This window comes from Thiomicrorhabdus hydrogeniphila, assembly GCF_054656895.1.
Window position 1 is genome coordinate 14,948 of record NZ_BAAHXL010000002.1, and the last position, 22,146, is coordinate 37,093.

25 protein-coding genes are annotated in these 22,146 nt (G+C 36.2%); 19 read left to right on the top strand and 6 right to left on the bottom strand.

Features of this window, described 5'->3' with window-relative positions; translation table 11 throughout:
- From ACYQ0E_RS13235 to ACYQ0E_RS13255, 5 genes are all read left to right on the top strand, one after another.
- A complete protein-coding gene (locus ACYQ0E_RS13235; RefSeq protein WP_460188735.1) occupies window positions 1-630 on the top strand; it encodes an IncC plasmid conjugative DNA transfer DtrJ family protein in 630 nt (209 codons plus the stop codon).
- A 13-nt stretch (window positions 631-643) separates the two neighbouring features.
- Window positions 644-1,342: an OmpA family protein gene (locus tag ACYQ0E_RS13240; protein WP_460188736.1), complete on the top strand. Its 699-nt coding sequence runs from the start codon at window positions 644-646 to the stop codon at window positions 1,340-1,342.
- 9 nt (window positions 1,343-1,351) lie between these two features.
- Window positions 1,352-3,283, top strand: a complete 1,932-nt coding sequence (locus ACYQ0E_RS13245; protein WP_460188737.1) for a putative bifunctional diguanylate cyclase/phosphodiesterase — start codon at window positions 1,352-1,354, stop codon at window positions 3,281-3,283.
- Window positions 3,284-3,378: 95 nt separating this feature from the next.
- Window positions 3,379-6,933 carry a conjugal transfer protein TraN gene (gene traN / locus ACYQ0E_RS13250; RefSeq protein WP_460188738.1) on the top strand — a complete coding sequence of 1,185 codons (3,555 nt, stop codon included), beginning with the start codon at window positions 3,379-3,381 and terminating at the stop codon, window positions 6,931-6,933.
- An 85-nt stretch (window positions 6,934-7,018) separates the two neighbouring features.
- On the top strand, window positions 7,019-7,639 hold the full coding sequence (locus ACYQ0E_RS13255; RefSeq protein ID WP_460188739.1) for a hypothetical protein: 621 nt from the start codon (window positions 7,019-7,021) through the stop codon (window positions 7,637-7,639).
- 114 nt (window positions 7,640-7,753) lie between these two features.
- On the opposite strand, the gene trbC is transcribed toward ACYQ0E_RS13255, so the two are convergent.
- The 4 genes from trbC to lepB are packed head-to-tail and all read right to left on the bottom strand — an operon-like array spanning window position 7,754 to window position 10,675.
- Complete coding sequence (trbC, locus tag ACYQ0E_RS13260) at window positions 7,754-8,470, bottom strand: type-F conjugative transfer system pilin assembly protein TrbC (RefSeq protein ID WP_460188740.1); 717 nt, start codon at window positions 8,468-8,470, stop codon at window positions 7,754-7,756.
- A gap of 8 nt (window positions 8,471-8,478) precedes the next feature.
- Complete coding sequence (locus ACYQ0E_RS13265; protein ID WP_460188741.1) at window positions 8,479-9,519, bottom strand: TraU family protein; 1,041 nt, start codon at window positions 9,517-9,519, stop codon at window positions 8,479-8,481.
- The gene (locus ACYQ0E_RS13270) at window positions 9,516-10,187 is read right to left on the bottom strand and encodes a hypothetical protein (protein WP_460188742.1); all 672 of its coding nucleotides are present in this window, start codon (window positions 10,185-10,187) and stop codon (window positions 9,516-9,518) included. Before ACYQ0E_RS13270 ends, ACYQ0E_RS13265 begins: the two co-directional genes overlap by 4 nt.
- Complete coding sequence (gene lepB / locus ACYQ0E_RS13275) at window positions 10,175-10,675, bottom strand: signal peptidase I (protein WP_460188743.1); 501 nt, start codon at window positions 10,673-10,675, stop codon at window positions 10,175-10,177. The genes ACYQ0E_RS13270 and lepB overlap by 13 nt, the downstream gene beginning before the upstream one ends.
- A 495-nt stretch (window positions 10,676-11,170) precedes the next feature.
- Here lepB and mobI point away from each other — a divergent pair, with 495 nt between their 5' ends.
- The 7 genes from mobI to ACYQ0E_RS13310 all read left to right on the top strand — a co-directional run bounded on the left by mobI (window position 11,171) and on the right by ACYQ0E_RS13310 (window position 14,559).
- Window positions 11,171-11,698, top strand: coding sequence for a conjugative transfer protein MobI(A/C) (mobI, locus tag ACYQ0E_RS13280; protein WP_460188744.1), 528 nt, complete (start codon window positions 11,171-11,173; stop codon window positions 11,696-11,698).
- Window positions 11,685-11,999, top strand: coding sequence for a hypothetical protein (locus tag ACYQ0E_RS13285; RefSeq protein ID WP_460188745.1), 315 nt, complete (start codon window positions 11,685-11,687; stop codon window positions 11,997-11,999). The genes mobI and ACYQ0E_RS13285 overlap by 14 nt, the downstream gene beginning before the upstream one ends.
- A complete protein-coding gene (locus ACYQ0E_RS13290) occupies window positions 11,968-12,789 on the top strand; it encodes a hypothetical protein (protein ID WP_460188746.1) in 822 nt (273 codons plus the stop codon). Before ACYQ0E_RS13285 ends, ACYQ0E_RS13290 begins: the two co-directional genes overlap by 32 nt.
- Entirely contained in the window at window positions 12,786-13,058 is a 273-nt protein-coding gene (locus ACYQ0E_RS13295) for a hypothetical protein (protein WP_460188747.1), read from the top strand. The genes ACYQ0E_RS13290 and ACYQ0E_RS13295 overlap by 4 nt, the downstream gene beginning before the upstream one ends.
- The gene (locus ACYQ0E_RS13300; protein ID WP_460188748.1) at window positions 13,021-13,392 is read left to right on the top strand and encodes a hypothetical protein; all 372 of its coding nucleotides are present in this window, start codon (window positions 13,021-13,023) and stop codon (window positions 13,390-13,392) included. Before ACYQ0E_RS13295 ends, ACYQ0E_RS13300 begins: the two co-directional genes overlap by 38 nt.
- A 180-nt stretch (window positions 13,393-13,572) precedes the next feature.
- Entirely contained in the window at window positions 13,573-13,881 is a 309-nt protein-coding gene (locus tag ACYQ0E_RS13305) for a hypothetical protein (protein ID WP_460188749.1), read from the top strand.
- Window positions 13,882-14,292: 411 nt separating this feature from the next.
- Window positions 14,293-14,559, top strand: coding sequence for a type II toxin-antitoxin system TacA family antitoxin (locus tag ACYQ0E_RS13310; RefSeq protein WP_460188750.1), 267 nt, complete (start codon window positions 14,293-14,295; stop codon window positions 14,557-14,559).
- An 890-nt stretch (window positions 14,560-15,449) separates the two neighbouring features.
- On the opposite strand, the gene ACYQ0E_RS13315 is transcribed toward ACYQ0E_RS13310, so the two are convergent.
- Window positions 15,450-15,644 (bottom strand): type II toxin-antitoxin system Phd/YefM family antitoxin, encoded by a 195-nt coding sequence (locus ACYQ0E_RS13315; RefSeq protein ID WP_460188751.1) that lies wholly within the window; start codon window positions 15,642-15,644, stop codon window positions 15,450-15,452.
- A gap of 609 nt (window positions 15,645-16,253) precedes the next feature.
- Window positions 16,254-18,110 carry a UvrD-helicase domain-containing protein gene (locus ACYQ0E_RS13320; protein WP_460188752.1) on the bottom strand — a complete coding sequence of 619 codons (1,857 nt, stop codon included), beginning with the start codon at window positions 18,108-18,110 and terminating at the stop codon, window positions 16,254-16,256.
- Between the two features lie 173 nt (window positions 18,111-18,283).
- Here ACYQ0E_RS13320 and ACYQ0E_RS13325 point away from each other — a divergent pair, with 173 nt between their 5' ends.
- From ACYQ0E_RS13325 to ACYQ0E_RS13355, 7 genes are all read left to right on the top strand, one after another.
- Entirely contained in the window at window positions 18,284-18,814 is a 531-nt protein-coding gene (locus ACYQ0E_RS13325; RefSeq protein ID WP_460188753.1) for a hypothetical protein, read from the top strand.
- Complete coding sequence (locus ACYQ0E_RS13330; RefSeq protein ID WP_460188754.1) at window positions 18,807-19,310, top strand: RDD family protein; 504 nt, start codon at window positions 18,807-18,809, stop codon at window positions 19,308-19,310. Before ACYQ0E_RS13325 ends, ACYQ0E_RS13330 begins: the two co-directional genes overlap by 8 nt.
- A gap of 59 nt (window positions 19,311-19,369) precedes the next feature.
- Window positions 19,370-19,828 (top strand): hypothetical protein, encoded by a 459-nt coding sequence (locus tag ACYQ0E_RS13335; protein WP_460188755.1) that lies wholly within the window; start codon window positions 19,370-19,372, stop codon window positions 19,826-19,828.
- A complete protein-coding gene (locus tag ACYQ0E_RS13340) occupies window positions 19,807-20,532 on the top strand; it encodes a DNA/RNA non-specific endonuclease (protein ID WP_460188756.1) in 726 nt (241 codons plus the stop codon). The genes ACYQ0E_RS13335 and ACYQ0E_RS13340 overlap by 22 nt, the downstream gene beginning before the upstream one ends.
- Before the next feature lie 9 nt (window positions 20,533-20,541).
- Window positions 20,542-21,141 carry a hypothetical protein gene (locus tag ACYQ0E_RS13345; RefSeq protein ID WP_460188757.1) on the top strand — a complete coding sequence of 200 codons (600 nt, stop codon included), beginning with the start codon at window positions 20,542-20,544 and terminating at the stop codon, window positions 21,139-21,141.
- A 229-nt stretch (window positions 21,142-21,370) separates the two neighbouring features.
- Window positions 21,371-21,850 (top strand): hypothetical protein, encoded by a 480-nt coding sequence (locus ACYQ0E_RS13350; protein ID WP_460188758.1) that lies wholly within the window; start codon window positions 21,371-21,373, stop codon window positions 21,848-21,850.
- A gap of 95 nt (window positions 21,851-21,945) precedes the next feature.
- The gene (locus ACYQ0E_RS13355) at window positions 21,946-22,146 is read left to right on the top strand and encodes a hypothetical protein (protein ID WP_460188759.1); all 201 of its coding nucleotides are present in this window, start codon (window positions 21,946-21,948) and stop codon (window positions 22,144-22,146) included.

A 22,146-nucleotide genomic window follows, 5' to 3' on the forward strand; every position in this document is an offset into this window, starting at 1 on the left:
ATGGATGCCAGTAACAGTAAAGTAAGCGGGGTTTGGTGGTTAATTACCTTTTTAGCAATCTATTTTATCGGGATTACTATATGGGTTGGTATGGGTGTAAAACAAGATTCTTTAATACAAACACTGATAAATGAACGAACTTCAAATTCAGAACTAATCTATGCACTAGATGACCAGGCCTGGTCAACATCAAAAGAGTGGGCGGTTTTTTCAGGTTTAGCAAACATGGTTAATAATCGGATCACTAACTCTAATGATATTGTGAGCGGTCAAAAAGGCTTTGTGGAGAATGTTATTGATGAAACACCTGTAAAACTAAGTTTGTATGGAAGTTTGCTGGACTACCGACTCAGCCTTGCTTGGTTACTAGCACCTATATTAATCATATTTTTCTTAGTTACCTTAGTTGATGGATTAACTGTTAGAAAAATACAGAGTTATCGAAATTCATTTTCAAGCCCATTACGACATACGATTGGTGGCAAGGTGCTTGGAATAAACTTAGGAATACTTTTGGTTTTTGGGTTTTTCGCCCCTATCGCAATACCATTTTGGGTTTTCACGGTATTTGTTTTTATTAAAATATTTGGTTGGTGGCTATGGGCTGTCAATCTTCCTAAACGTATGTAATAAAGGGTTAGTTATGGAAGTGTTAGTTATTATATTGGCTTTTTGGTTTGGAACAGAGATGGGGGATGGTCACATAGGTTCTCCCGCAGTTACAGACTCATATTTTGATTTTGAGACAGGTAGTGACGACTTTACATCAACGAGAAATAATTATGTCATTAAAAAAGATAACTTAAAGAAACAATATATTGTATTTAAAGAAGATGGGTATGTTGTTTCGGATAAAGATTTAATTCCTACTAAGAAAACAAAATATATTGCACCTTCTAGTAAGGACATAAACGAAGAGGTTCATGTTAGCACTAATCAAACAACCAACTTTGTCGATGGCGAAGGTAGAGATAATAACGTTACTAAACCAGGGAGTAACTCGCAATTTCATGACTCAAGCTACTGCGATAAAAAGTTTTATAAAGTTTATTTTGACCATAATAAATACAACTTGAAAACTGATGCTCTAAAAATCATTTCAGCAGCAGTCAAAAATGCTAAAGAATGTAAGATTACGAATATCGTATTAAGAGGTCATGCAACTATTGATGGAGGCTTGAATCACAATATCCAGCTTGCAACAAATAGAGCTAATTCTGTAAAAAGAAGAATTGAGGAGATTAGTGGTTTAGACATCAAGGTGATGAATCCTTTGTCTGCAAAAGGCACGTTCAGACCTCAACGTTATGTATCTATAACTCTGTCACCAAGACAGGAATAAGTGTGTTTAATGACTTCTTTAGCACTAGAAATAAATAAAAATATCAAAGTTAAAATATTATTTAAAATTGTAGTTATTTTAGTTTTAGGTATTTTTTATACCAACATGGTTTTAATAACTTGGAATATAGAAAACAGTTTATTTCATGAATCACACAAAGCACATCTTTATGAAATCTTATTTTTTATAACTTACTTAATTGCAATACATTATGCGATTTATTTTTGGATCGTTAGCTATAAAAAAGAAAGTAAAACAAGGCAAAAACTTGAGATTTCTTCCGCTGTTTTTTCTAATGCTAAAGAAGCAATAATCATTGCTGATGCAAATAATAACATTGTTGATGTAAACCCTGAATTTACAAAATTAACAGGATATCGAAGAAGTTCTGTTTTGGGTCAACCATCAAAATACTGCTTATCCGATAGTAATGAACTAACAATTGTAGAAGAGTTGCAGAAAGAACTATTGGAAAAAGGTTTTTGGCATGGTGAATTATGGATTAATCGCTTTGATGGAAAAAATGCTTTAGTTGAATTAAAAGTCACTTCTGCAAATTCAAATTCAAAAAATGAACTATTTTATATTTTCAATTTTATTGACATCACTGTGCCTCACAATCAAAAAATCGAAATTGAAAAGCTTGTTCTTTATGACCCGTTAACCTCATTGCCGAATAAACAATTTTTAAAAACTAAGTTATCTGAAGCAATGATAGAAGCTACTAAGGGCAACTACTTTCTGGCAGTTTGTATTATAGATATGGATCGGTTTAATCAAATTAATGAGCTTATTGGAAGCAAAAGGGCAGACGCATACTTAATATCCATTGCGAATCGACTTGTTGAGTTTGTCGAGAAAGGTGATGTTGTTGGTAGAACTGGTGGTGATGAGTTTCTTGTTTTATTAAAAAACTTATCAAGTTATAAAGAAATAGAACACAAACTAAATCAAATGGTAAAGCTACTAAGAAAGCCTATAAATATTGGATTAAATGTTATTAAGTCTTCTGCGAGTATAGGGGTTGCTCTTTATCCCGATGAAAATATTAGTGCTGAAACTTTAATGAGACATTCTGATTTCGCATTATATCAAGCTAAAGAATTGGGTCGTTCACAATATAAGTTTTTTGATACAGAAAAGAAAAAAGCTCGTACTCACCATTTTGAATCAGTAAGTAGAGTTCATAAAGCACTTTCAAGTGATGAATTTGAACTTTACTATCAGCCAAAAATAAATATACAGACGAATGAGGTAATCGGTTTTGAAGCTTTAATTCGTTGGAACCATCCAGAGGAGGGAGTTGTTCTTCCAGGTGATTTTTTACCAAATATTGACGGTCATGGCATCATGATAGACATTGATTATTGGGTCATTCGTCAAGCCTTCAATCAATTATCAAAGTGGTGTCAACAAGGGTTGCTGTTTAGTATTAGTGTAAACATAACTAATGAATCTATTTTAGAACCATCTTTTATAAATAAAATTAAACAAATCATCAATGAGTACAAAAGCGTTCCGCTTGATTTAATCCAGTTTGAAGTGCTTGAAAACTCTCTACTTAAAGATATGACTCTTGCTAAGAAACAATTAATTAAAGTTCGTGAATTAGGAATCTTGGTTGCTCTCGATGATTTTGGTACGGGTTACTCGTCATTAAGCTATTTAAGAAATTTACCAACGGACTTTATAAAAATTGATAGAAGTTTTGTAATGGGTATTTTAAAAAATGATGAAGATTTGGCAATTGTGGAAGGAATTATACAGTTAGCGAAAACGTTTAAAATGAGAGTAATTGCAGAAGGTATTGAAAATATTGAAATTCTGAATAAGTTAAATAAAATGAAATGCGATATGGCACAAGGATTCTTTATTTCTAAACCTATACCCTCTACCAAAATAGAAAATTTTCTATGTAAATACAATTTAACTCCAAAATAATCGCTAATTCTATGTTTTCTGTTGAAAAGTAAAGGCTTAATTAGTGATAAATCATTTTATTATTATTCTAGTCAGTTTGTATTTTAGGAAAAGACATGGATAGTAATAAAAAATGGATGAAGGTGGTTAGTTATATTTTGCTAACCACTAGCCTTGTTACCGAAACAATAAACAATCCCGCATTTGCAAACAGCTTTGATGATGGTGCTAGTTTAGGTCAATCTAATAAAGGGGCAATCAGTAGTTCAATCTCTAGCGGTTCTGCGTTATCAGAATTACCTACTTTTGGCTCTACTGGCACAACTAATCTTCAATCAAACTATCCTGGTAGCGGTAGAGATACCCCCTCATCAATTACAAATCTAATGTCCTCTGGAACCAGTGTTCAAAATCAAGCCTGTGCTGAAGGGGATAATTCATGTTCTGCTCGTTCTTTTGTAACGGAACGCTATGGTCAAGCAAAAACTAATAATTATCGTTCTATTGCCGAAGGAATGCGTAGCACTGTGCAAGGCCGTGACCCTGAAGATGTACTGGGATTGAATATGCCTACCTCTGGTGGTGGTACTGTCTGCACAGAAACAACAACAACACTTCCTGACGGTACTGAAGAAAAAAGCTGTCTTGATGCGACTCTACAACAAACGACCTATTTTTCTAAAATTCCTACTACGGTTGGCCATACCTATACAACACCTACTTGTGTTGAAGGATATGAATTATCTGAAGATCAATCGACTTGTGTTAAGGATGTTTATTCTTGTCCAGTTGGAGGGGTTTTAAACGGACAGGAATGTGTTGAAACAATAGAAAATGAAACTCCTGCTATTTGCCCTGATGGAACAACTTTAAATGCTGATGGATTTTGTGAAAGAGAAGTTGTTTCACAAAAAAGTCAGTGCGATGTCGGGGAAACTCCAATTGAAACCGTTTACGCTCTAAAATACGCTTCTCCTCACAAGAATACCGTTACTTATGCAACTCAAGCATGGAGAGTTACTGAAGAAGGTCAATATGCCATAAGAGTTCACATTGGTTCTAATAGCACGACAGGCTATATTGACATTGGTTATTATAATGTAGGTAGCATAATAAGCACGTCTGGTTCAACAACGTGTAATCCACGATTAAATGGGAATGGTAACAACGGGGTTAAGCTTACATCTACGCCAGATTCAGGCTCTCAACCATCAGCTTGTTTATATGGTATAAAAAAATCATCTAGGGGGTATGACATTATGCTTTATAGAGTTGAGTATAAATGTTCAACCATTGAGAAAACCCCTTTAGAAGATTCAACTACTTGTCCATCAGGGTACGAATATTCTACATATAACAAATTAGCTTTTCATTCAGGACATAAAAATGAACTTGGTAGTTATGCAGCCCAAGCATGGACTGTAAACAAGCCAGCAAATTACTCAATATCAACTTATATAGGCAGTAATGGAACAAGCCCTATTTACGATTTAGGATATTACGATATAGGAGATATTATATCTACTCAAGGCCATAATTGTACCGAAGGTATTTTATTCGGCAATGGTAACTGGGGGGTTAAAGTAACAAGCGACCCTGGGCCTGAAAAGTGTCTTTATGGGATAAAGGAACCTGACAGGGGTTATGAAATAATGGTGTACGAAAAGGTAGAGGGGTGTAATGCAACAGAAACAAATATAACCCCTGCTACACACACCTATGAGGAGGCATCACCTGGCTGTTTAGGTGGTCAAGTAACCTCTGCTGGTCAAGTAGTTGTATCAGAGGAGAAGTTAGTAGATGGCACTCAAACAGGTGGTGTAAAAACTTGCGAAGCTGATACCTATTCATGCCCTGCTGGAATGGCTATGAATGGCAATCTTTGTGAAGACGCTAATCGTATGCAGTACGTCAATAATCCTGAATGTGTAAATCTTGGATATATACCCGATACGGAAACAGAGGGTTTTCTTTGTAGGACTCAAGAACTAACTGAATGTTCTGCAATGCCAGATGATTGTGTAGAAACAGGTTCTACTTGCGTTTATACAGATGAAATAGAGAAAAGCCCAACTTTTGGTCAATGTATCGCTACTGAGAAGACTTATGAATGTCCAGTACCAGGCGAAACCGTTGTTTCTGAAACTTGTGGTTACAAACCCATGTGTATTGATGGGAACTGTTTTGAGCAAGAAGCGAAATGTCCAACCATACCAGGCGTTAATCCCGTTCAACATTATGATGAAACTTGTCAAAACCTTACCCGTGAAGATATTGAATCTTGTCCAGTTACTTATGTATATGGTGAACCCGATGAAGATGGAGATAAACCAATTATAGGTGCTGAAGTTGACCCTGAAACTTGTTCATGGGTTGATGAACCTAATTGTACAGCCGCTCCAGTAACTCAAAGAACCGATGAAGAGGGAAATTCCTATTGGCCAACAGAAGCTAACTTCTCATGTCTTGGTGACACAATGGAGTTGTGTGCTGATTTAGATGCAGATACAGAATGTACTTTAACCAAAGAACAAACTGAACAATGGTCAATTGATGGTGGAACACCAATCGTAACCTCTAAGCATTATAATTGTGCTAGAACCATAACTACCGCAACCGATACCTGTACGGATGACTTTGCAAAGATGGCAGTATCAATGGAAGCTTCTCGACAAGCTGGGGAATACTTTGATGTTGATAATCTAAAAATATTCAGTGGTGAGTTTCATCGTTGTGATAGACGTTCTGCGGGATTTGCTGGCGTAAGTTTTGGAAGTAAATCTTGTTGTAACATTTCTGCTCCCGATCCCCAGAGTAATATGGATGTATTAGGTGAAATGAAATCATCCATTATGTCTCAAGGGGCATTATCCTTAGTGGACTACACAATAGATTCAGGTTCATCGTATGTTTATGACTTTATGATGGATGACAGCTTTTTCCAAGGTGTCTCGACAAAATTATTTGGAACAGCAGTAGATGCGGGTAGTGTCGCTTCACAAGCAGATATGCTTGCAGAGCAAACAGGTGATTTCAATGTAAGTTATGGAGTTAGTTATGCAGGGGTTGGGGTTGCGTACACTGGTACAGCAGCAGCAGCAGGAGAAACAATTGCAGCGGGAGGTTGGACGGGAAGTTCAGCTATGAGTCTTGGTGGAGGGTTTGAGCTACAATTTTCACCAGTTGGATTCTATGTTTTTGCCGCAATGAAATTATATGAAATGTATCAAGCAGCATTAGCCTGTGATGATGAAGATTATAAGACATCAACACTATCCAAAGGTAAGCTTTGTTATTCCTATGGTTCTTGGTGTGAGAAAAAAGATTGTGGTTTATTTGGTTGTACTTGTGCTAAATACCGAACAGGAAAATGTTGTTTCAACTCTAAATTGGCTCGAATTATCAATGAACAAGGGCGTAAACAATTAGGTTTAAATATGAAAGATTGTGGTGGATTTACCGTAGACCAACTCCAGCAACTTGATTGGTCGAAAATAGATTTAACTGAATTTATAGCAGATATGTTAGATGAAGCTCAAAAGAACTTACCAACGGCTAGTGACCTACAACGCTTGAATGACAAAATTATCGACAATATTGATAGCTCATCAAGTGGTGGGGTACAGCCTATTGACCTCGGTGTAGATGGAAATCAAAAAGTCCATAACTAACAATAAAAAGCATTGACTTATAATTTAATTTATATATAATAATAATTGAATTCAATATTTATTCAGCCTTACGGAGATTCTTATCATGAAAAAATTTATTACTGCTCTTTCTATTGCTTCTGTTTTAACGTTATCAGGATGTGGAACATCCCCTATGATAGTCAAGGAGGCTGATAATAAAATCATCAATGGTTTTGATATTAGTATCACCAATCTGGACAAAATCACAGATCGTAAGATTAATCTTACTTTTGTAAAAGATAAAGATGGCGAAATTGAAGATTTTCCTTGGGATAAGGTTGAAGAGGGGGTTAGAAATAAATTAACTGAAAAGGGTGTTATTTTAACCCCTGAAGGTCGCTCTGTTACAGTTGAGTTAAACAAGTTTAGAGGGTTAGGTAGTCAATACGCAACCTTAAGAATTGCAAGAGGTTATGTTCCAGGTGGTGTTGTTTCTAGTCTAGGCGGTTCTGTTGCTCAAGATGTTGCTGTTCGAGCTGTTGATAGAAAAATCGCTAAAGATAAAGTGAGTGGTGATACGGGAGATGGAAAGAATTTTGTCGCTGATTTAGCTTTTACGGTGAAAAGTACAGGCTATGAATCAAAAGTTGGGATGTCGGGTGTAGAAGCTCTTTATGGCTACGTATCTAACGCCAAAGTCTTTACAATTCAAGCTATTTCTGAATTTTTTGTTCCAAAAAAATAATCTTCTTAAGATAATTAAAGGATTTCAAACTTGAGATTCTTTTTAAAACATTAAATTAACTTCTTATATTTTTATAATGCAAAAAATAAAGCCCCTAACGGGGCTTTTTTGTATCTAAAGGACGCTTGGCTTTAGTTTATGCAAAACCTCCTGTAAATAGCCTTTAAATTGCGAATCAGGCTTATCTAGCATCTTCTCTAAAGCATAGCTAATAGAAACGTCACCGATTACACCCTCATAATGTTCAATGTCCTTCTTTTCTGGTTGTTGGCCAGTTGCACACTTAGCTTCATATAACGGGTCATTATAATAAACAACAAGCGTTGGAACCGTTGTAATATTAAAACGCTCAAATGCAGGGGGGTTAATTTCCACAACAACATCAACACCTTTAGTAAGTTGACCAATAACCGCAGAAGTATCTTTCATCCCTAAACCTTGTTTTAACCCTATTAAAGTAAGTGTAATATTCTCTCTTCCTAATTTAGCGGCCTCTTTTATATATTTCTTTATTGATGATTCAGGCATTGAGAAACTAATAAATAAATTCAGCTTGTTGGTTGGATTTTTAACCGTACTTAAACCTTTCAGTTGTTTCCCATAATTTTCAGCACTTGTTGCAAACCCGCCTTTTAATCTTGCTTGAGGTGTAGGTATCGCACCAAGATTTAATTGTGAGGGTTTTGCTTTCTCATAAGCACTTTGAGCTTTCTTTAATGCTTCTGCATTCTGAGCTTTAATTTTATCTAAGTCAGATTGCTCAATTGTTGCAAAAGCTGAATTTGAAAGCATGGCCAAACTAAATAATGTTACTAAAAATCTACTCTTCATAATTACCTCTACTTAACCATATTTGTTACGCTTTTGCCTACACAGCAATCACGTTTTCTAAAGATTTGATAAACCATATCCTCACCGAAATAGGGGAATGACTTGCCTGATCCCCATAACGCAGTAGTACGTCCATAAGGCTGAGAACAAAGACCATTTATCTTTGGTTGTGGTACGGGGAACAACATAGAGTATTTATAGTCTGTTTTATCCATTAAATATTTTGGATATTTGTAACACATACCTGTTTTACCACTCGCACCCCAAATCATTAATTCCCTATGTGCTTTATGAGTAAATCTTTGAAGCAATAAAGAACTTGAATCAACTGCACCGATATGATGGTCAATATTACCTGTTAATGGGAATAGAGAACCTTGACAGCCCCCGCACCAATAAGTAGCTGGATTAGAAAATCCTGCCGAAGCTGTAACACAATCACCCGCACAAGCTAACTGTGCTAAAGGGTTCGCATATAGGAAGGCATCTGGATTTAAAAGTGTAGTTGCTTCCTCATCATTCCAAAGAGGGTCAAGCTCCGTTAAGTAACCAAGTTCAAAAGGTAAGTTGTCCAAACATTTATTATCAATAACAACTTCTAACCAATAAAGAATTGGGTTTTGATACCAATGAACCTGGTAGAAAGATTCTCTTGTTACAGAGCCTCCATCATTACCACTAAACCCTGCTGCTGGTGCATCAATAATATTCCCCATATCTATCCCACCAAGACCTGAAAGGCAGAATGGTTTACGCACAACATCAACCATGACAGATGGTTCCCAAAAGCTAGTTGAAACACCGATGGTTGTATCAAGCCCATCACCGCAAGTACATATTGCATCGGTATGAGTATCTTTATCTTCTTGACCACCAATTAAGTCGAGGCTAACACCTGCGATTTTGATTGGAAAAACTGAACTCCAGCAATAGTCTGTTATAGGATTAGCAAACTTACCATTGCATACTTTTGAGTCAGCATTAGCAGAAAAAGAACTCGCACTAAGAATCGCTACTGAGATAATTCCACTTAAAAAAACATATCTCATAGCTTCACCTCTTCAATAGTTAAAAATAATTCATTTTGAGATTTTTGATATACCAATGTCGGTAAGCTTTTAACACCAAATGCGTCAACTAATGTTCGCCTTTCTCGTGGCCCTGTTTTCATTCTTTGGTCAAAATAAAAGCGAACTTTATATTTTCGTGTTAAATCACCAAAAGAACCTTTAACCAAAATTATCTTATCTCTGTAACCTGATTTTTTTAATTCATTAACTGCATAAATAACCTGTTCTTCTTTGTCACCATCAATGAAAATAAATCTTTTTGTGAATGGTCTAATTTTTAATGGATTAACAACTGTACCTGCGGGATACATAACTCTGCCATCTGGGAGTTTTATATCTCTATTTAATGAAACACTTGGGTCAAAATATCGAACCGTTTCATCTTTAGCTGAAGGAAGGTTTATACCTTTCGGTCTCTCAATATCTGAAATAGAACGTTCAGTCATTTCCTTTTGTAATTTTTCAAATTCACCTTTAGATTGTTTATCTTTCAAAGTGTTCATGATTTTGTCTAAAAGTGACTCTTCTTGAATCTCATAAGTGTTACCAACTACATCAAATTCAGCATGACTAAATGAGCTTAATATCGACAAATAAAATCCTAAAGGTAATAGCCATTTCATTTTATTTTTTTTTACCAAGACCATATAACAGTTCCTTTAATTTGTGATTGTGAAATGTAACCTTGATGAATGTATCTACTGTCAAAACTATCTACATGAGGAGTCCACACAAAATACTCATTATCATCTAAAGTTTTTGAAATGTTAGGGGTTAACTCAGTGCCGTTTTTTGCGTGAGTTTTTGCTATACCAAATGACTTACCGTTGATGAAAAATTCACGGTCAATAAAGGTTACTTTATCACCCGAAACACCGACCACTTTTTTTATCATTTTTGTCTTATCAGCAAAGAAATGTTTACCATCATCTTTGTACTCAAATTGAATTAAATCACCTTTTGTAAATGGTAGATTTTCCTCAACAACAAATACACTTTGCGGAAGAGATTCAGTGGTATTAAAACTAAGACTTAAGTTATTAAAATAAAGCACACTGAACACAATTGAGAATAATAAAAATAACGTGGTAAAGAAGTATTGAAGCCAGTTCATAATTTTTTTCTTATGCTTCATAGAGGGTTCCTTAAATTAAAGAATTAAGAGTCTTAAGTATAGGCTTTAACACTAAATGTAAAGGGGCTGTTTATAGTCAAAAAATATAGATTTTGAGAAAAAACCTGCCTGTTTTAGAAAAAACAAAATCCAAAAAAAACCTTTAATTGAATAAAAAACGTCAATTGAAACTGGAAAAGTTCCGCTTGTATTACAGAATGGAAAGTTCCGCTCAATAAGCAAGTGTGGAAAAGTTCCGCTCATATTGCAAAATGGAAAAGTTGCGCTTGTATTGCAAAATGGAAAGTTTCGCTCAATAAGCAAGTGTGGAAAAGTTCCGCTCATATTGCAAAATGGAAAGTTACGCTTGTATTGCAAAATGGAAAGTTCCGCTCTAACTATAAAAAACATAGAAAAGCGATAAAAAGTGTTGTAAATAAAGCGTAACTAACCTTGTGCTGCATGTTGTTATAGGGAGGAAGTTTAAAAATGAAAAATTATTAAGGGTTATTAAACATGGATATTCAGAATTTAGAAGATATAGATATGGCGATTCAAAAGGAGTATGAGGATATTGTTCAGACAGCTAGGATTGTCAATGACTTGTTTTGGAATCATCGGAAGGAAATGCTAGAAGTTAGAACCAAAGGTGTAACACCATTATTGGGATGTCGGGTTGATGTTCGAGATGCGTCTATTAGGATCACATGGTTTTACTGGAGCTTCTTCAATTCGGGAGGGAAAGTAAAAAGAACTAACGTCCATATATCCAAGGGGAAAAAATCAAATTCCTACTCCATGTCAAAACTGTATGCAAAAGCATTACCGAATGAAATTGACATGGTTAATTATTGCGAACAAGAGTTTTCTAAATTAAGGGCGAGAAGCGAATCATTAAGGAAATTAAAACAGATATATTTCTATTACAAAAAAAGTACGCTTGGTGATGACGTAGAACATTACGAAGAAGCTCTAAAATCTAAATTGGATTTACAGTCTTCTGAAGAAGAAAAAGAGAGCGGAGGTTTTGGTGAAAAAGATTAGAAAGAAAATTGGAGTTTTGATTTTATTCGGCCTTCCTTTTTTGGCAAGTGCTTCTGAGAATGTAAATCAAAATTACCTTAAAGAATTTAAGAAACAGCAAAGTATCTGTATGTCGATAAACGATATGCAAAGTAGAAATAAATGTATTCAAAAATTATCTGGAGAGTATCGAGCTTTTGTTGCAAAAAATAAACAGCAAGTTCTTCAGAAGTTTCATAAGAACAAATCTTATGAAGAAGCTATTGAAAATAGAGAAAGGATATTGAGAGATGCTGAAGGTAAAGTTCCAAAAAGATGGTAAGTGTTTTGATTTAGTGGATGTCCAATCTGAGTCGCCACAAAAGGCATTAAGAACCATCTATGAGAGTGATACTGAGAGTAGGGTTTTTTGTTGTTGTCATGGCCACGAAAAAGAACTTCCATTGGTTATCGCATTAAGAAGAAAAACTGGAAAGTTTGAATTGAGAAAGATGCCTGGTCAAAAAGCCAGTATGCACACTGAGGAATGTTTCTTTTCAAGAGAGAGAGAGTCAAGCGATGCTATTCCGTCTCCTAACAAGAGCCATGATTTTTATTTAATATTTCCTACAAGTGAAAACAGATGGTTTATAGATTTAAAAGGATTGAATAATTTAAACAAAGCTCTACACAAAATGATTCATGAAGAGATTGAGATTAAGAACTGGTATCACCTGAAATCAGAGATGATAGAACTTAGTAAGAAAATAAAGTTAAACGATGAGATTCTTGCAAAGAGTTTGAACATTATCACTCCTAGTACGAAAGAAAACCTAAAGCCGATTTGGTTTCGAGGGGAAGAGACCCGTCTTCTCTTTGGAGAGTGCCTTTATGTTAATTACATAAAAGACAGTGACTCACTTGCATTAAAGCTAAAAGGTTGTAGTGAAACTATCTGGTACAAGAAAAGCCGATTACCAGGCCGTCTTCGTGGAGCAATAACCTCGCTATCCGCTAACAAGAAGCATTACATACTCACAATGGTAAGAAGGTCAGTGAGTGGTAAATACATTCAAGGGTACGGGATTTCTTTAAAGTCTGAATTAAAAGAAATTAAACAGGAGTCAAAATGAATATCTTTAGAACAATTTTTAACGTACTGGTGGTAACACTTATTCTTGCTATGCTACGTTCATCATTAGCGATGTTCTTAGTTGGAATTATTTTAGGCGTTAGTTCCTATCACTTATACCCCTCAAAAGTACAAAGTGTTATCCATTCAATTACGGGAACCATAGATGAAGGGATGGATAAAGTTTACTCAACTCCTGTGAAGAATTTACTGCCTGAAGAGAGAAGTAATTATGAAAGCACGAACCAGTATTCAAGAGAAACTTATTAGACGAGAGCATATACACCAAATGCTTGCGGAGAGTTTTGACACTGATGGAGTACACAAGATTCTTGAATGGGTAAACCTAACTGATGAGCGTTACTACAAACTCATAGTAGGAAAAGACCTTTTAGGGGATATGCTCCTGATAAGAGAATGGGGTAGTACCGTTACCAAACAAGGGCAGAGATTAAATCTAATCACTCAGCCAGAAAAGATGGGGCAGTTTGTTACTTTGGTGGATGGTCTTTTGAAAAGAAGAAGTGTGCATGGTTACGAGTTAATTACACCAGGCGTTCCCGTAGAGTTTTTCATTCCCGTTGAGAATAAATACTGCCAATAAAAACCACGAGCTACGGCAGCAGAAACCCACCTCTTTTCTGGAGAGTGGTTTATGCAAAAGATTTGGTTCCGTTCTATGTTACCAGGCCTGGTAAGTATTGCGGCATTAGGACTCTTGTGAAGATTGGATGGATGTAAGTAGATTGGTTCTCAGTAAGAGAAAATAAAATAGGTATACCAGATGAGTGAACAAGAAATAGCATTTGAAAAAGCTGAAGCGGCCTACGAAGATAGTGTGATTGATATGCTGGCGGGAAAGGTCTATGAGATACACGATGTTGAAGTAAAGCTAACGGATGTTGAGAGATTGATTTTTTCTGTGGCCCTGATGGGTAAGAACGGGTATAAAAGGCATTTCCTAGTAAGAGGTACAGATGAGAAAGAAATCGCACAAGAGATTAACGATGCCTCTGGTATAGACAGGTATGAAGCCACTGAAGAAGTTTGGATTAAGATGTTTAAGAAGATAAACGCTCTAGCCACTTCTTAGCGAGAGATTGAATCACAAATCATGACCAGGCCTGGCCACTATATCCTAATCGAAACAGAAGCTCTTAGTGCAATACCACCTAAAAAGAGAATTAAATAACATCATAGAAAGCCCAAAAAACCCTATTTAAGAAATCTTATAAAGAATTTAATACCAATACAGCCCTAAAAATAAATCGTGGCGTGAATACCGTTTAAATTCATTTTAATGATACCCTTTAATATTAGTGGTATCCATTCTTTGAAAAACCGAGCTGATTGCTTATTGCTGCACAGAACAACAATACAAAATTGTGTGCAGTATCCGCTATTAACCGTTTTAAAGGAGCAGGTGATTTTCAATCGTTAGAATTTACACTGTGTATCTAATAGACTTACAATGGATGCAATAAACATTTAGAGGTTTAAAGTTATGTTGCAAAAATTACCAATCAATTTGCGAGTGTTACCAGAGCAAAAAGCATTAATTTCTCAAGCAGCAGATATTCTAAAAATGGACAGAACTGCTTTCATCTTAAATACAGTGTGCCGTGAAGCAGAAGAGGTTTTATTGAATCAAAGAGTTTTTTTACTAAGCGACAAGGCATTTGACCATTTTGAGCAAATCCTTAAAAAACCGTTGCCTAGCAGTAATGCTTTAGAAAAGCTTTTATCGGATAAGATGCCTTGGGAACAGTGATTAATCCACCTGAATAGTTTTGACGCAGCAAGGAAGATATTTCCTGATGAGACTAAAGAGCTACCGATAAGCCCAAGCAAAGTGCAGCCGAAGTATGTCAATCCAGATGACTCCAAAGAAACATGAGCTGGTCGTGGTAAGAAACCATTATGGCTCATTGACCGAATAAACAGAGATTACGATCCATCAGAATTCCCTACCAGAAACCAATCTAATAATTACCCTCAGTAAGAAACAACTCATCACTAAATAACCCACCATCCTTTTCTGGCAAGTGGGTTTAATCCATCAATTCATATTTGCTATGTAATTACCCTGTCGCATTATTCCAATTTACGTTGTCACAGCAACTTTATTACACATACACATGGTATATATAAATAGAGTCCATTTTCTGGACTTGAAGAATGCTAACTTTAAGAGTAACAAGTCCAAAATATGGACTGGAGCAAATGTAGTTATTACAGAGTAAGTCCAAAATATGGACTTAGTAAGTCCAAAAATTGGACACAGACATTTTTAACAAATTTAGCCTATCTAACGACACGTTCTTGAGAACATGGAAAATACACAAGCTCACCTCCACTGAGTATTTTGGATCCCATAGATAAGGTGATTACGAACAAAGACATAAGGCGTATAAAGGAGAGTGCTACCAAAAGATTGTGTATGAAGTATTAATCACTACCAGAAAGAAGGGGGTTGGGATTTCGTTTTGATTGACATTACACATCTTGAATCAAGAATGGGTCAAGAAATTAAAAGGCCGTAAATCACAGTGTTTACGAGAGTTTATAACCAGGCCTGGTAAATGTGACGGGAAAAATGATAGGCGGGTCAAGAAAGTTCTGGAGGCGTATTTTAACAAAAGGTCGCACTAAGACTGGAGATTAACGGATACTTTCTTCACTGAAGGGCTTAAGCAAACGTGCCGTCTTCATGAGATTATTAAAACGACACTGAGACATCACAACAGCGTCTTGTGAATCATTTCGAGCTATGACAATAACCTCTTTATTCTCAATCACTGAATCCAGAATAGTTTTAAAACTCTTCTCGGCATCTGTGTAATTTACAATCTTCATAACACCAGTTACTCCCTTTCCAATATTTAAAATCTTAGCATGAACTTAATTTAAAGATTTAAAGATAAAGAATAAAAGAAAACCCCCTTGTGTAAATGCTAACATGCACTAAACAAAACATAAATATCACATATAAAACATAAACTTAATTTCATTTTGGAGCAAGCTCTTGTTCCAATCTTGTTCCAACTTTGTTCCAGTTTAAGCATCGAAAAAAGCCTTTAAACACTCATTCTGCTCTAAATAAACAATAACCACCACTGTACCTAAAAAGACCTTATAGGCGTTTAGCATAAAGGGCTAAAGAGATACTTACTGTTCCAGTATGATTTATCAAAAATACAATAGTTATCTTTATCTATTAGAATGCATTAAAAAAAGAACCCAATCGCTTGCTAGGAAAGGGTTTCAGAGGAATAGCCTGTTCCGATTTTGTTCCAGTTTGATATTACTTACCAAGCCTGGTAACTCAAGATAATACCGTTAGAGTGTACTAAAAAATGAATTCAATCATTTACCAGGAAAGGGATTCAGGGGAATGGCCTGTTCCAGTTTGGTATTGCAGTTTACTAGCAGACTGCAATGTTAAATTGAAAACTACTCGTAGCTTTAATCACCAAAGCCTGGTTTGTTCCATTCAAGAATTCCCGCCTCCTGCAAAAACAGAGCATCAGGCTTTTGCTCATTGCCTACCATAGAAGTATAGAGATGGTACTTAGCTCTTGTCATGGACACGTAGAACAATCTTCGCTCTTCTTTAATATCGGACATCGAGCCATCCTTTTTCGGTTCAGTAAAGTTTGCAGACTCGCAACCAGATAGCCAGACGTTATCAAACTCCAACCCTTTACTAGAGTGCATCGTAAGAAGACTGATAAATAATTTATTTTCCTTTCGGGCCGCTTCACGCTTCTCATCAATACTCTTCCCTTTGTTCATAGCAGGGCTAGTTCTCAAGAAGATTTTATTTTTAAGGTCTTTACCCTTAGTTTTGCTCAAGATGAGACAGGCATCTCGTATCAGATTAACTTGCTTCTCTCTAGTTTTAAGATTTTGAGTTGTTAAGTTTCCTTCAACAAACGCAGCAACATCTATTAAAAGCTCCTCCTCCTTTTCTTGGCTGCCATCCATAAGCATATCCAGCCAGACTCTTTCATAATAGATGAGCGTTTTCAATTTCTTCTTAAGACCCTCATCTTTTGCCAACTGATAAAGAGAGTTTAAATTATTCACTCTATGGTCGAACACCAAGTCAGACCCAAGAAAATTATTAATAAAGATAGCAAACCCAAACCATTTCCCTTCAGTTAAATACTTCAGGACAGAAAGGTAGCTGCGTAAAACAGGTTGATCCCAAAAGGAACCAGATTTCCGTCCGTACTCAATTCCCTCATTAAGCAATTCTCTCTCAATCTCATTAAGAGTAATATTTCCTCTGGCCAATATCGCCCAATCATTACTGAAGTAAGGACTCTCTTCTTCAGTAAATTTATGTTCCTTTATTTTGTTAATCATGTGACTGTATTCATAATGACTTTTAGATTCACCATCTTCATCACAAGGACTAAGAATGGCCGTTTTATGAATTACACCGTCATAATCAACACCAGCCTCAATCGGTTTATCAATCCTGTTAGGAGAATTAAAACTAATCAGTTTAGCGGCAGCCGCCAGAATTGCTTTCCCGCAGCGGTAATTAATCGGGAGCATCTCCATTTTCGCATTAAGAGCCATTTTAAATTTTTCCATACCGCCAAACCCTTGTGCAGCTCTGAAGGCAAAGATAGATTGGTCATCATCACCAACCAGCGTCACATCTGTACCATTCTCAGCGTGAATTTTAATCCACTCGTGCTGCAACTCATCCATATCCTGAGACTCATCACCTAAAATCCATTTAACAGGGTAGGGCTTAATCGTGCCATCCCTCATCCCTCTTACTGCGAGCAATAAAAGGTCTCCAAAATCAACCTTACGGGCATTATGCTTAATCTTCTGGTATTTCTCCCAAACATACTTTGTAATCTTGTTACCAACGACTAAAGGGTGGTCGTTTTGATTTAAAGAAGATTGGATAGTTGTAAAATCGGATGTTATGACATCAATTTCAGGCGGCTCATCCAAGCTATCCAGAATACTCTCGATAATACTTCTAACCTCTCTATCATCCATAAGGTCAATAACCACATCAGCTCTTTTCAACTGCCTCATAGCAAGAGAGTGAAACGTACCAGAACCAATTCGATTCTTAGCGTGAGGTACTTTTTTAACCATCCTTCCACGCAGCTCGCCAGCAGCGTCTTTTGAGAAAGTAACCCCAAGCAAATTGCCATCTGAATTCTTATCAAGAAGATATTCTGCTCGATGAGTCAAAACGGTTGTTTTTCCTGATCCTGGACAAGCAACGATCAGCAGGTGGCCATCAGCCTCCACGCACTTTGTTTGAAATCTATTAAGTTTAGCCAATTTCCCGAACCTTCTTTCTTTGGATAGTATTGTTGAGATTTATGATAGAGGAGAAAAATCGAGGATGTAGAGGGTTTTGCTACATTTTTTGCAGAAAAACTAAAGAAAGTAGCTTTGACTTTGTGATTAAAATAGATTTGTCACAATTCCAGAATAAAAAAAAGGAAGGATATATGTCTCCACTGGTTCTAACGATTATTTCAGACCCGCTCTTTATCAGGGATACAGTAAATACACCAAAGATATTAGAAAGCTTCACGATGGAACAAATAAAGCAGTTTGTTGTATCAATAGGGGAAGCTAAATCTGATAAAGAATTTAACGGCTGGTTAAAAGAGTTTGTTCAAAACAGCATCTATGTAGTGGTGGTAAATGAAAAATCAAATATTGAAGGATTTATCACGGCCAAAAATAATCAAGAAGTGTTAATGGACGGGGAGGCAAAAATTGAACCACTTGTTGTAACGGGGTTTTACTCCAACCCTAGAGACATTGAAAAAGAACAAGGAATGATGGAAGTCCTTATTGAGGTCGCAGTAAGAACGGGGCATCAAGAGCTAAAGATTCCAAATTCGACAAAGTTAATGAGGAGTTTTACAGACTGCCTTATTGCCAGACCAGAATTTCGTGAAGTTGAAGTTATAAGCTCAGATAGTTCAGATTTTGACTGCTTTGATTTAACGAGCTTTCAGCAAGTTGCTTAGTTCAGCTCAGAATAAAGAAACTCTTGCTAAGAATGAAGGAATTAAAAAGCTGCCATCACCCTTCGTTCGGTTAGCAGCACAAATGATAGACGCTTTGCTGTCATGGGTGGTAGGCCTGGTATTCATATTGCCACCACTGATATTTACCGATTTAAGTGTAAAAGAAGCTCTGGTAAGTATATTAGGGCTTCAGGAACATTCTTTATACGATTTTAAGATTGCCTTAGTAAGCTATTTATACTTATTCATCATAATAGGATTTTGGATAAAACTAAACACAACGCCAGGAAAGATGTTGCTCAACATTCGGATCGTGGACTTTAAGACAAAACAGCCTCCTAGTAAGAAACAATATTTTTTAAGAGGTATTGGATATGTCTTGGCCGCCATCCCTTTTTTCCTGGGTTACTTATGGATATTTCTCGATAAGAATAACAGAGGATGGCACGACCATCTAAGTGGCACTCAAGTTCTTTATCAAGAAAAGAGGTGTTGACCAATAGGGCAAACTGTATATAATATAAATTAACCGTTAATTACAAAAGGAACTAAACTATGATTGAGATTTCACACACTGATGCAGCCGAAGTATTGAGTGATGCCAGTTATGACCAGGTTATTCAAAGAGCAGGTGGTGACAGACACATTATGCGTTACCAAACCGACACTGGTTACATTATCGAATTCCAAACAGCTCAAGAGGATAAAAAATTCTTTTATCTCGATGAATCTCAAGCAGAGCTTAATCCATTAGAAAGTTTATTAAGAGCCAATATATCTCAAATGCCCTCAAACCTTAAAGAGATTGAACTTTATCGCTGGGGGCTAGAAACTCCTGAAAAAGCGACTCTGGATACCTTTGGTCTATACCGTGTTCTCATCACGAAAGAAAATGGTGAAATGGAGTGGCTGTGCGATCAAGATGGTACTCAGCTTAATTTCTCAACTTTGACCGAAGCCCAAGAAGTATGTAAAAGTAAAAAGCTTAAATCATGCACTCCAATGGTTGTTTAACAGAAGGAAAAAAGATGATAAAGCGAGCGAGAAAAACAATCAAAACCATCCTCTTGTCAGGAGTTATTTTAAGCAGTTCCTTGTCTGCTGCCAATGCAAGCGGATATGAATGCGATACGATTGTGAAGAAGCAAGGTTATCAGGCTTGTTATAATTATGGCTTAAAAGGCACATTGTTTACCAAACACCACATGACAGCCGCAGACCTCAAGAAAGAAGGATTAAGCCGAAAAGGGATACGTTTTTATGAAGAGACATCTATTCCAAAAAAATACCGTGCAACCCTGGCAGATTATCGTGGTAGCGGATTTGACCGTTCACATCTTGTTAGTAATGACGACATGAACCATGACGCACGATTACAGAAAGAAACTTTCTCTTTGGTCTGTCAAAGCCCTCATTACCCAAACGTCAATCGAGGTAGTTTATTAAAGGTTGAGAAAGCCATTAGAAGGCTTACTATTCGTCATGGCGAAAGTACCGTTTACAGTGGAAACGTATTCGACACGATAAACCCAAAACGCATGGGGGTAGGTCGTGTTGCAATACCAAAAGCTGTATTTAAAATTGCTCTTTTCCCAGACGGGAAAAATATTGCCTTTCTAATTCCTAACGTGAAAGAAAAACAGGGCAATCGCTTAAAAGATTTTGTTGTACCGATAGCTCAAATAAACAAACTTACGGGTTTTGATTTTAGGAAATAAAATATCAATATGAACTGGAGCGACAGAATAAACAATGGCTTTGTTATAGATGGCACTCATTACCCTGTAACGCATTTAAAAGCTTTTAGACATGATTACCATATAAACAAGAAGAAGATTAAGTGTTACATTGTTTTAGAAAGCCATTGCGTCAGCAGTGGTTTGGGGCATAATGCTTCAACGCAAAATCACGGCATTCCTGACTCTCATCTTGTTATAGACAAAAGAGGGAATCCTAGAAGGTTTTGCAAAACACGCTACCAGGCCTCATTCAATCTAAAAGAATTAATTAAAAACCTTACAGATTTCCCATTTTATGAAGGGGCGGTCAGAAGTGAAAATGTCTTTTTTGTAAATCTGAACAAAGATGATCCCGATGATATTTATAAAATCATTATCAATTTTGTTAAGGCCCGAAATGAAAATTATCATCTTAGAATTAATGTTGAGAGTGCTTTTGTGCAGTACCGACCTGAAGACCCTTTATACGATGAGAACACAGCGGTAAATACTCAAGTGCTAAAAAGACTTCCTAGAATGCTGGGGAAAGTGATTCTTGAAAAAGCGTATTCAAATGAAAAAATAAAATTTGCCAAAAAAAGGCGGTAAATAAAAAGAGGGGAAAAACTTTACCCTAGAAAGACAAAAACCCCAATTAAGGGGTTTTCTAAAAGTGAGAACCCTCTTAAATATTCCAGCAGTCGCTAGAACCAACTTTCATTGGCGGGTAAAGCAAACGCCCTTTCGGACTCTCATACTTATTTGCTTGATTAAAATTATATGAAATTATTCTCAGTATGACAACACCCAAGTATAAGTTTTTTTAAAGTGAGCCATAATGAAGCTAAAGATTGATATAAACAACAATCCGCCAACCGATAAGCAAATAAAGTCTATAAAGCGTTTTCAAAGAGTTTTTGATGCAATAATCACTCTATTCTTTTTCACAGCGGCCATATCTGCTTTATTAGGCGTTACCTTAGAATTATCATTAAGCCTGGATATAACAGAGTTTAAAGGGATTCAATATGACTCTGTTTTAAGTTGGTCTTATGCCAGTTTTGCAATTAGTATCTTTTTAATGCTTTTGGCTTGGTATTACCAAGAAAAAAGAGAGATTCGCTATTTAGGCGATGAAGAGGCAGATTATCAAAAACTGGACACTCTAAAAAGGATTCGCAACGAGAACTTAAGAGTGGATAAATATTTAGAGCAAATAACGGATAGAGGAGTTTCAACAATTGAGTTTGATGAGATTTTTATTACATACGTACAAGAAAAGGCTTTGTCAGCAGATACTTGTTCTGTCAAGGGTTAACACAAACCTGTTTAATAGCAGGTTTTTTTATACCTCAATGTTGACTAAAATGTAAATTAGTATATAATACACCTTAACAAGACAAGGAACCCATTATGCCAAAAAATACTGAGCTAGAAAACAAGCAGAAAGAAACTTTCTTTCAAATCCAAAATAAAGGATTCAATATCTGTACTTGTGGTCAATGCGGGGCCGTTTTACTTATGAACGAACAAGAGAAAACATCTGAAGAGTTTGAGTGTTTTGATTGTGGTTTTACAGGTGAGCAATGCGACTTTCCTGATTTTTGGTTTTAA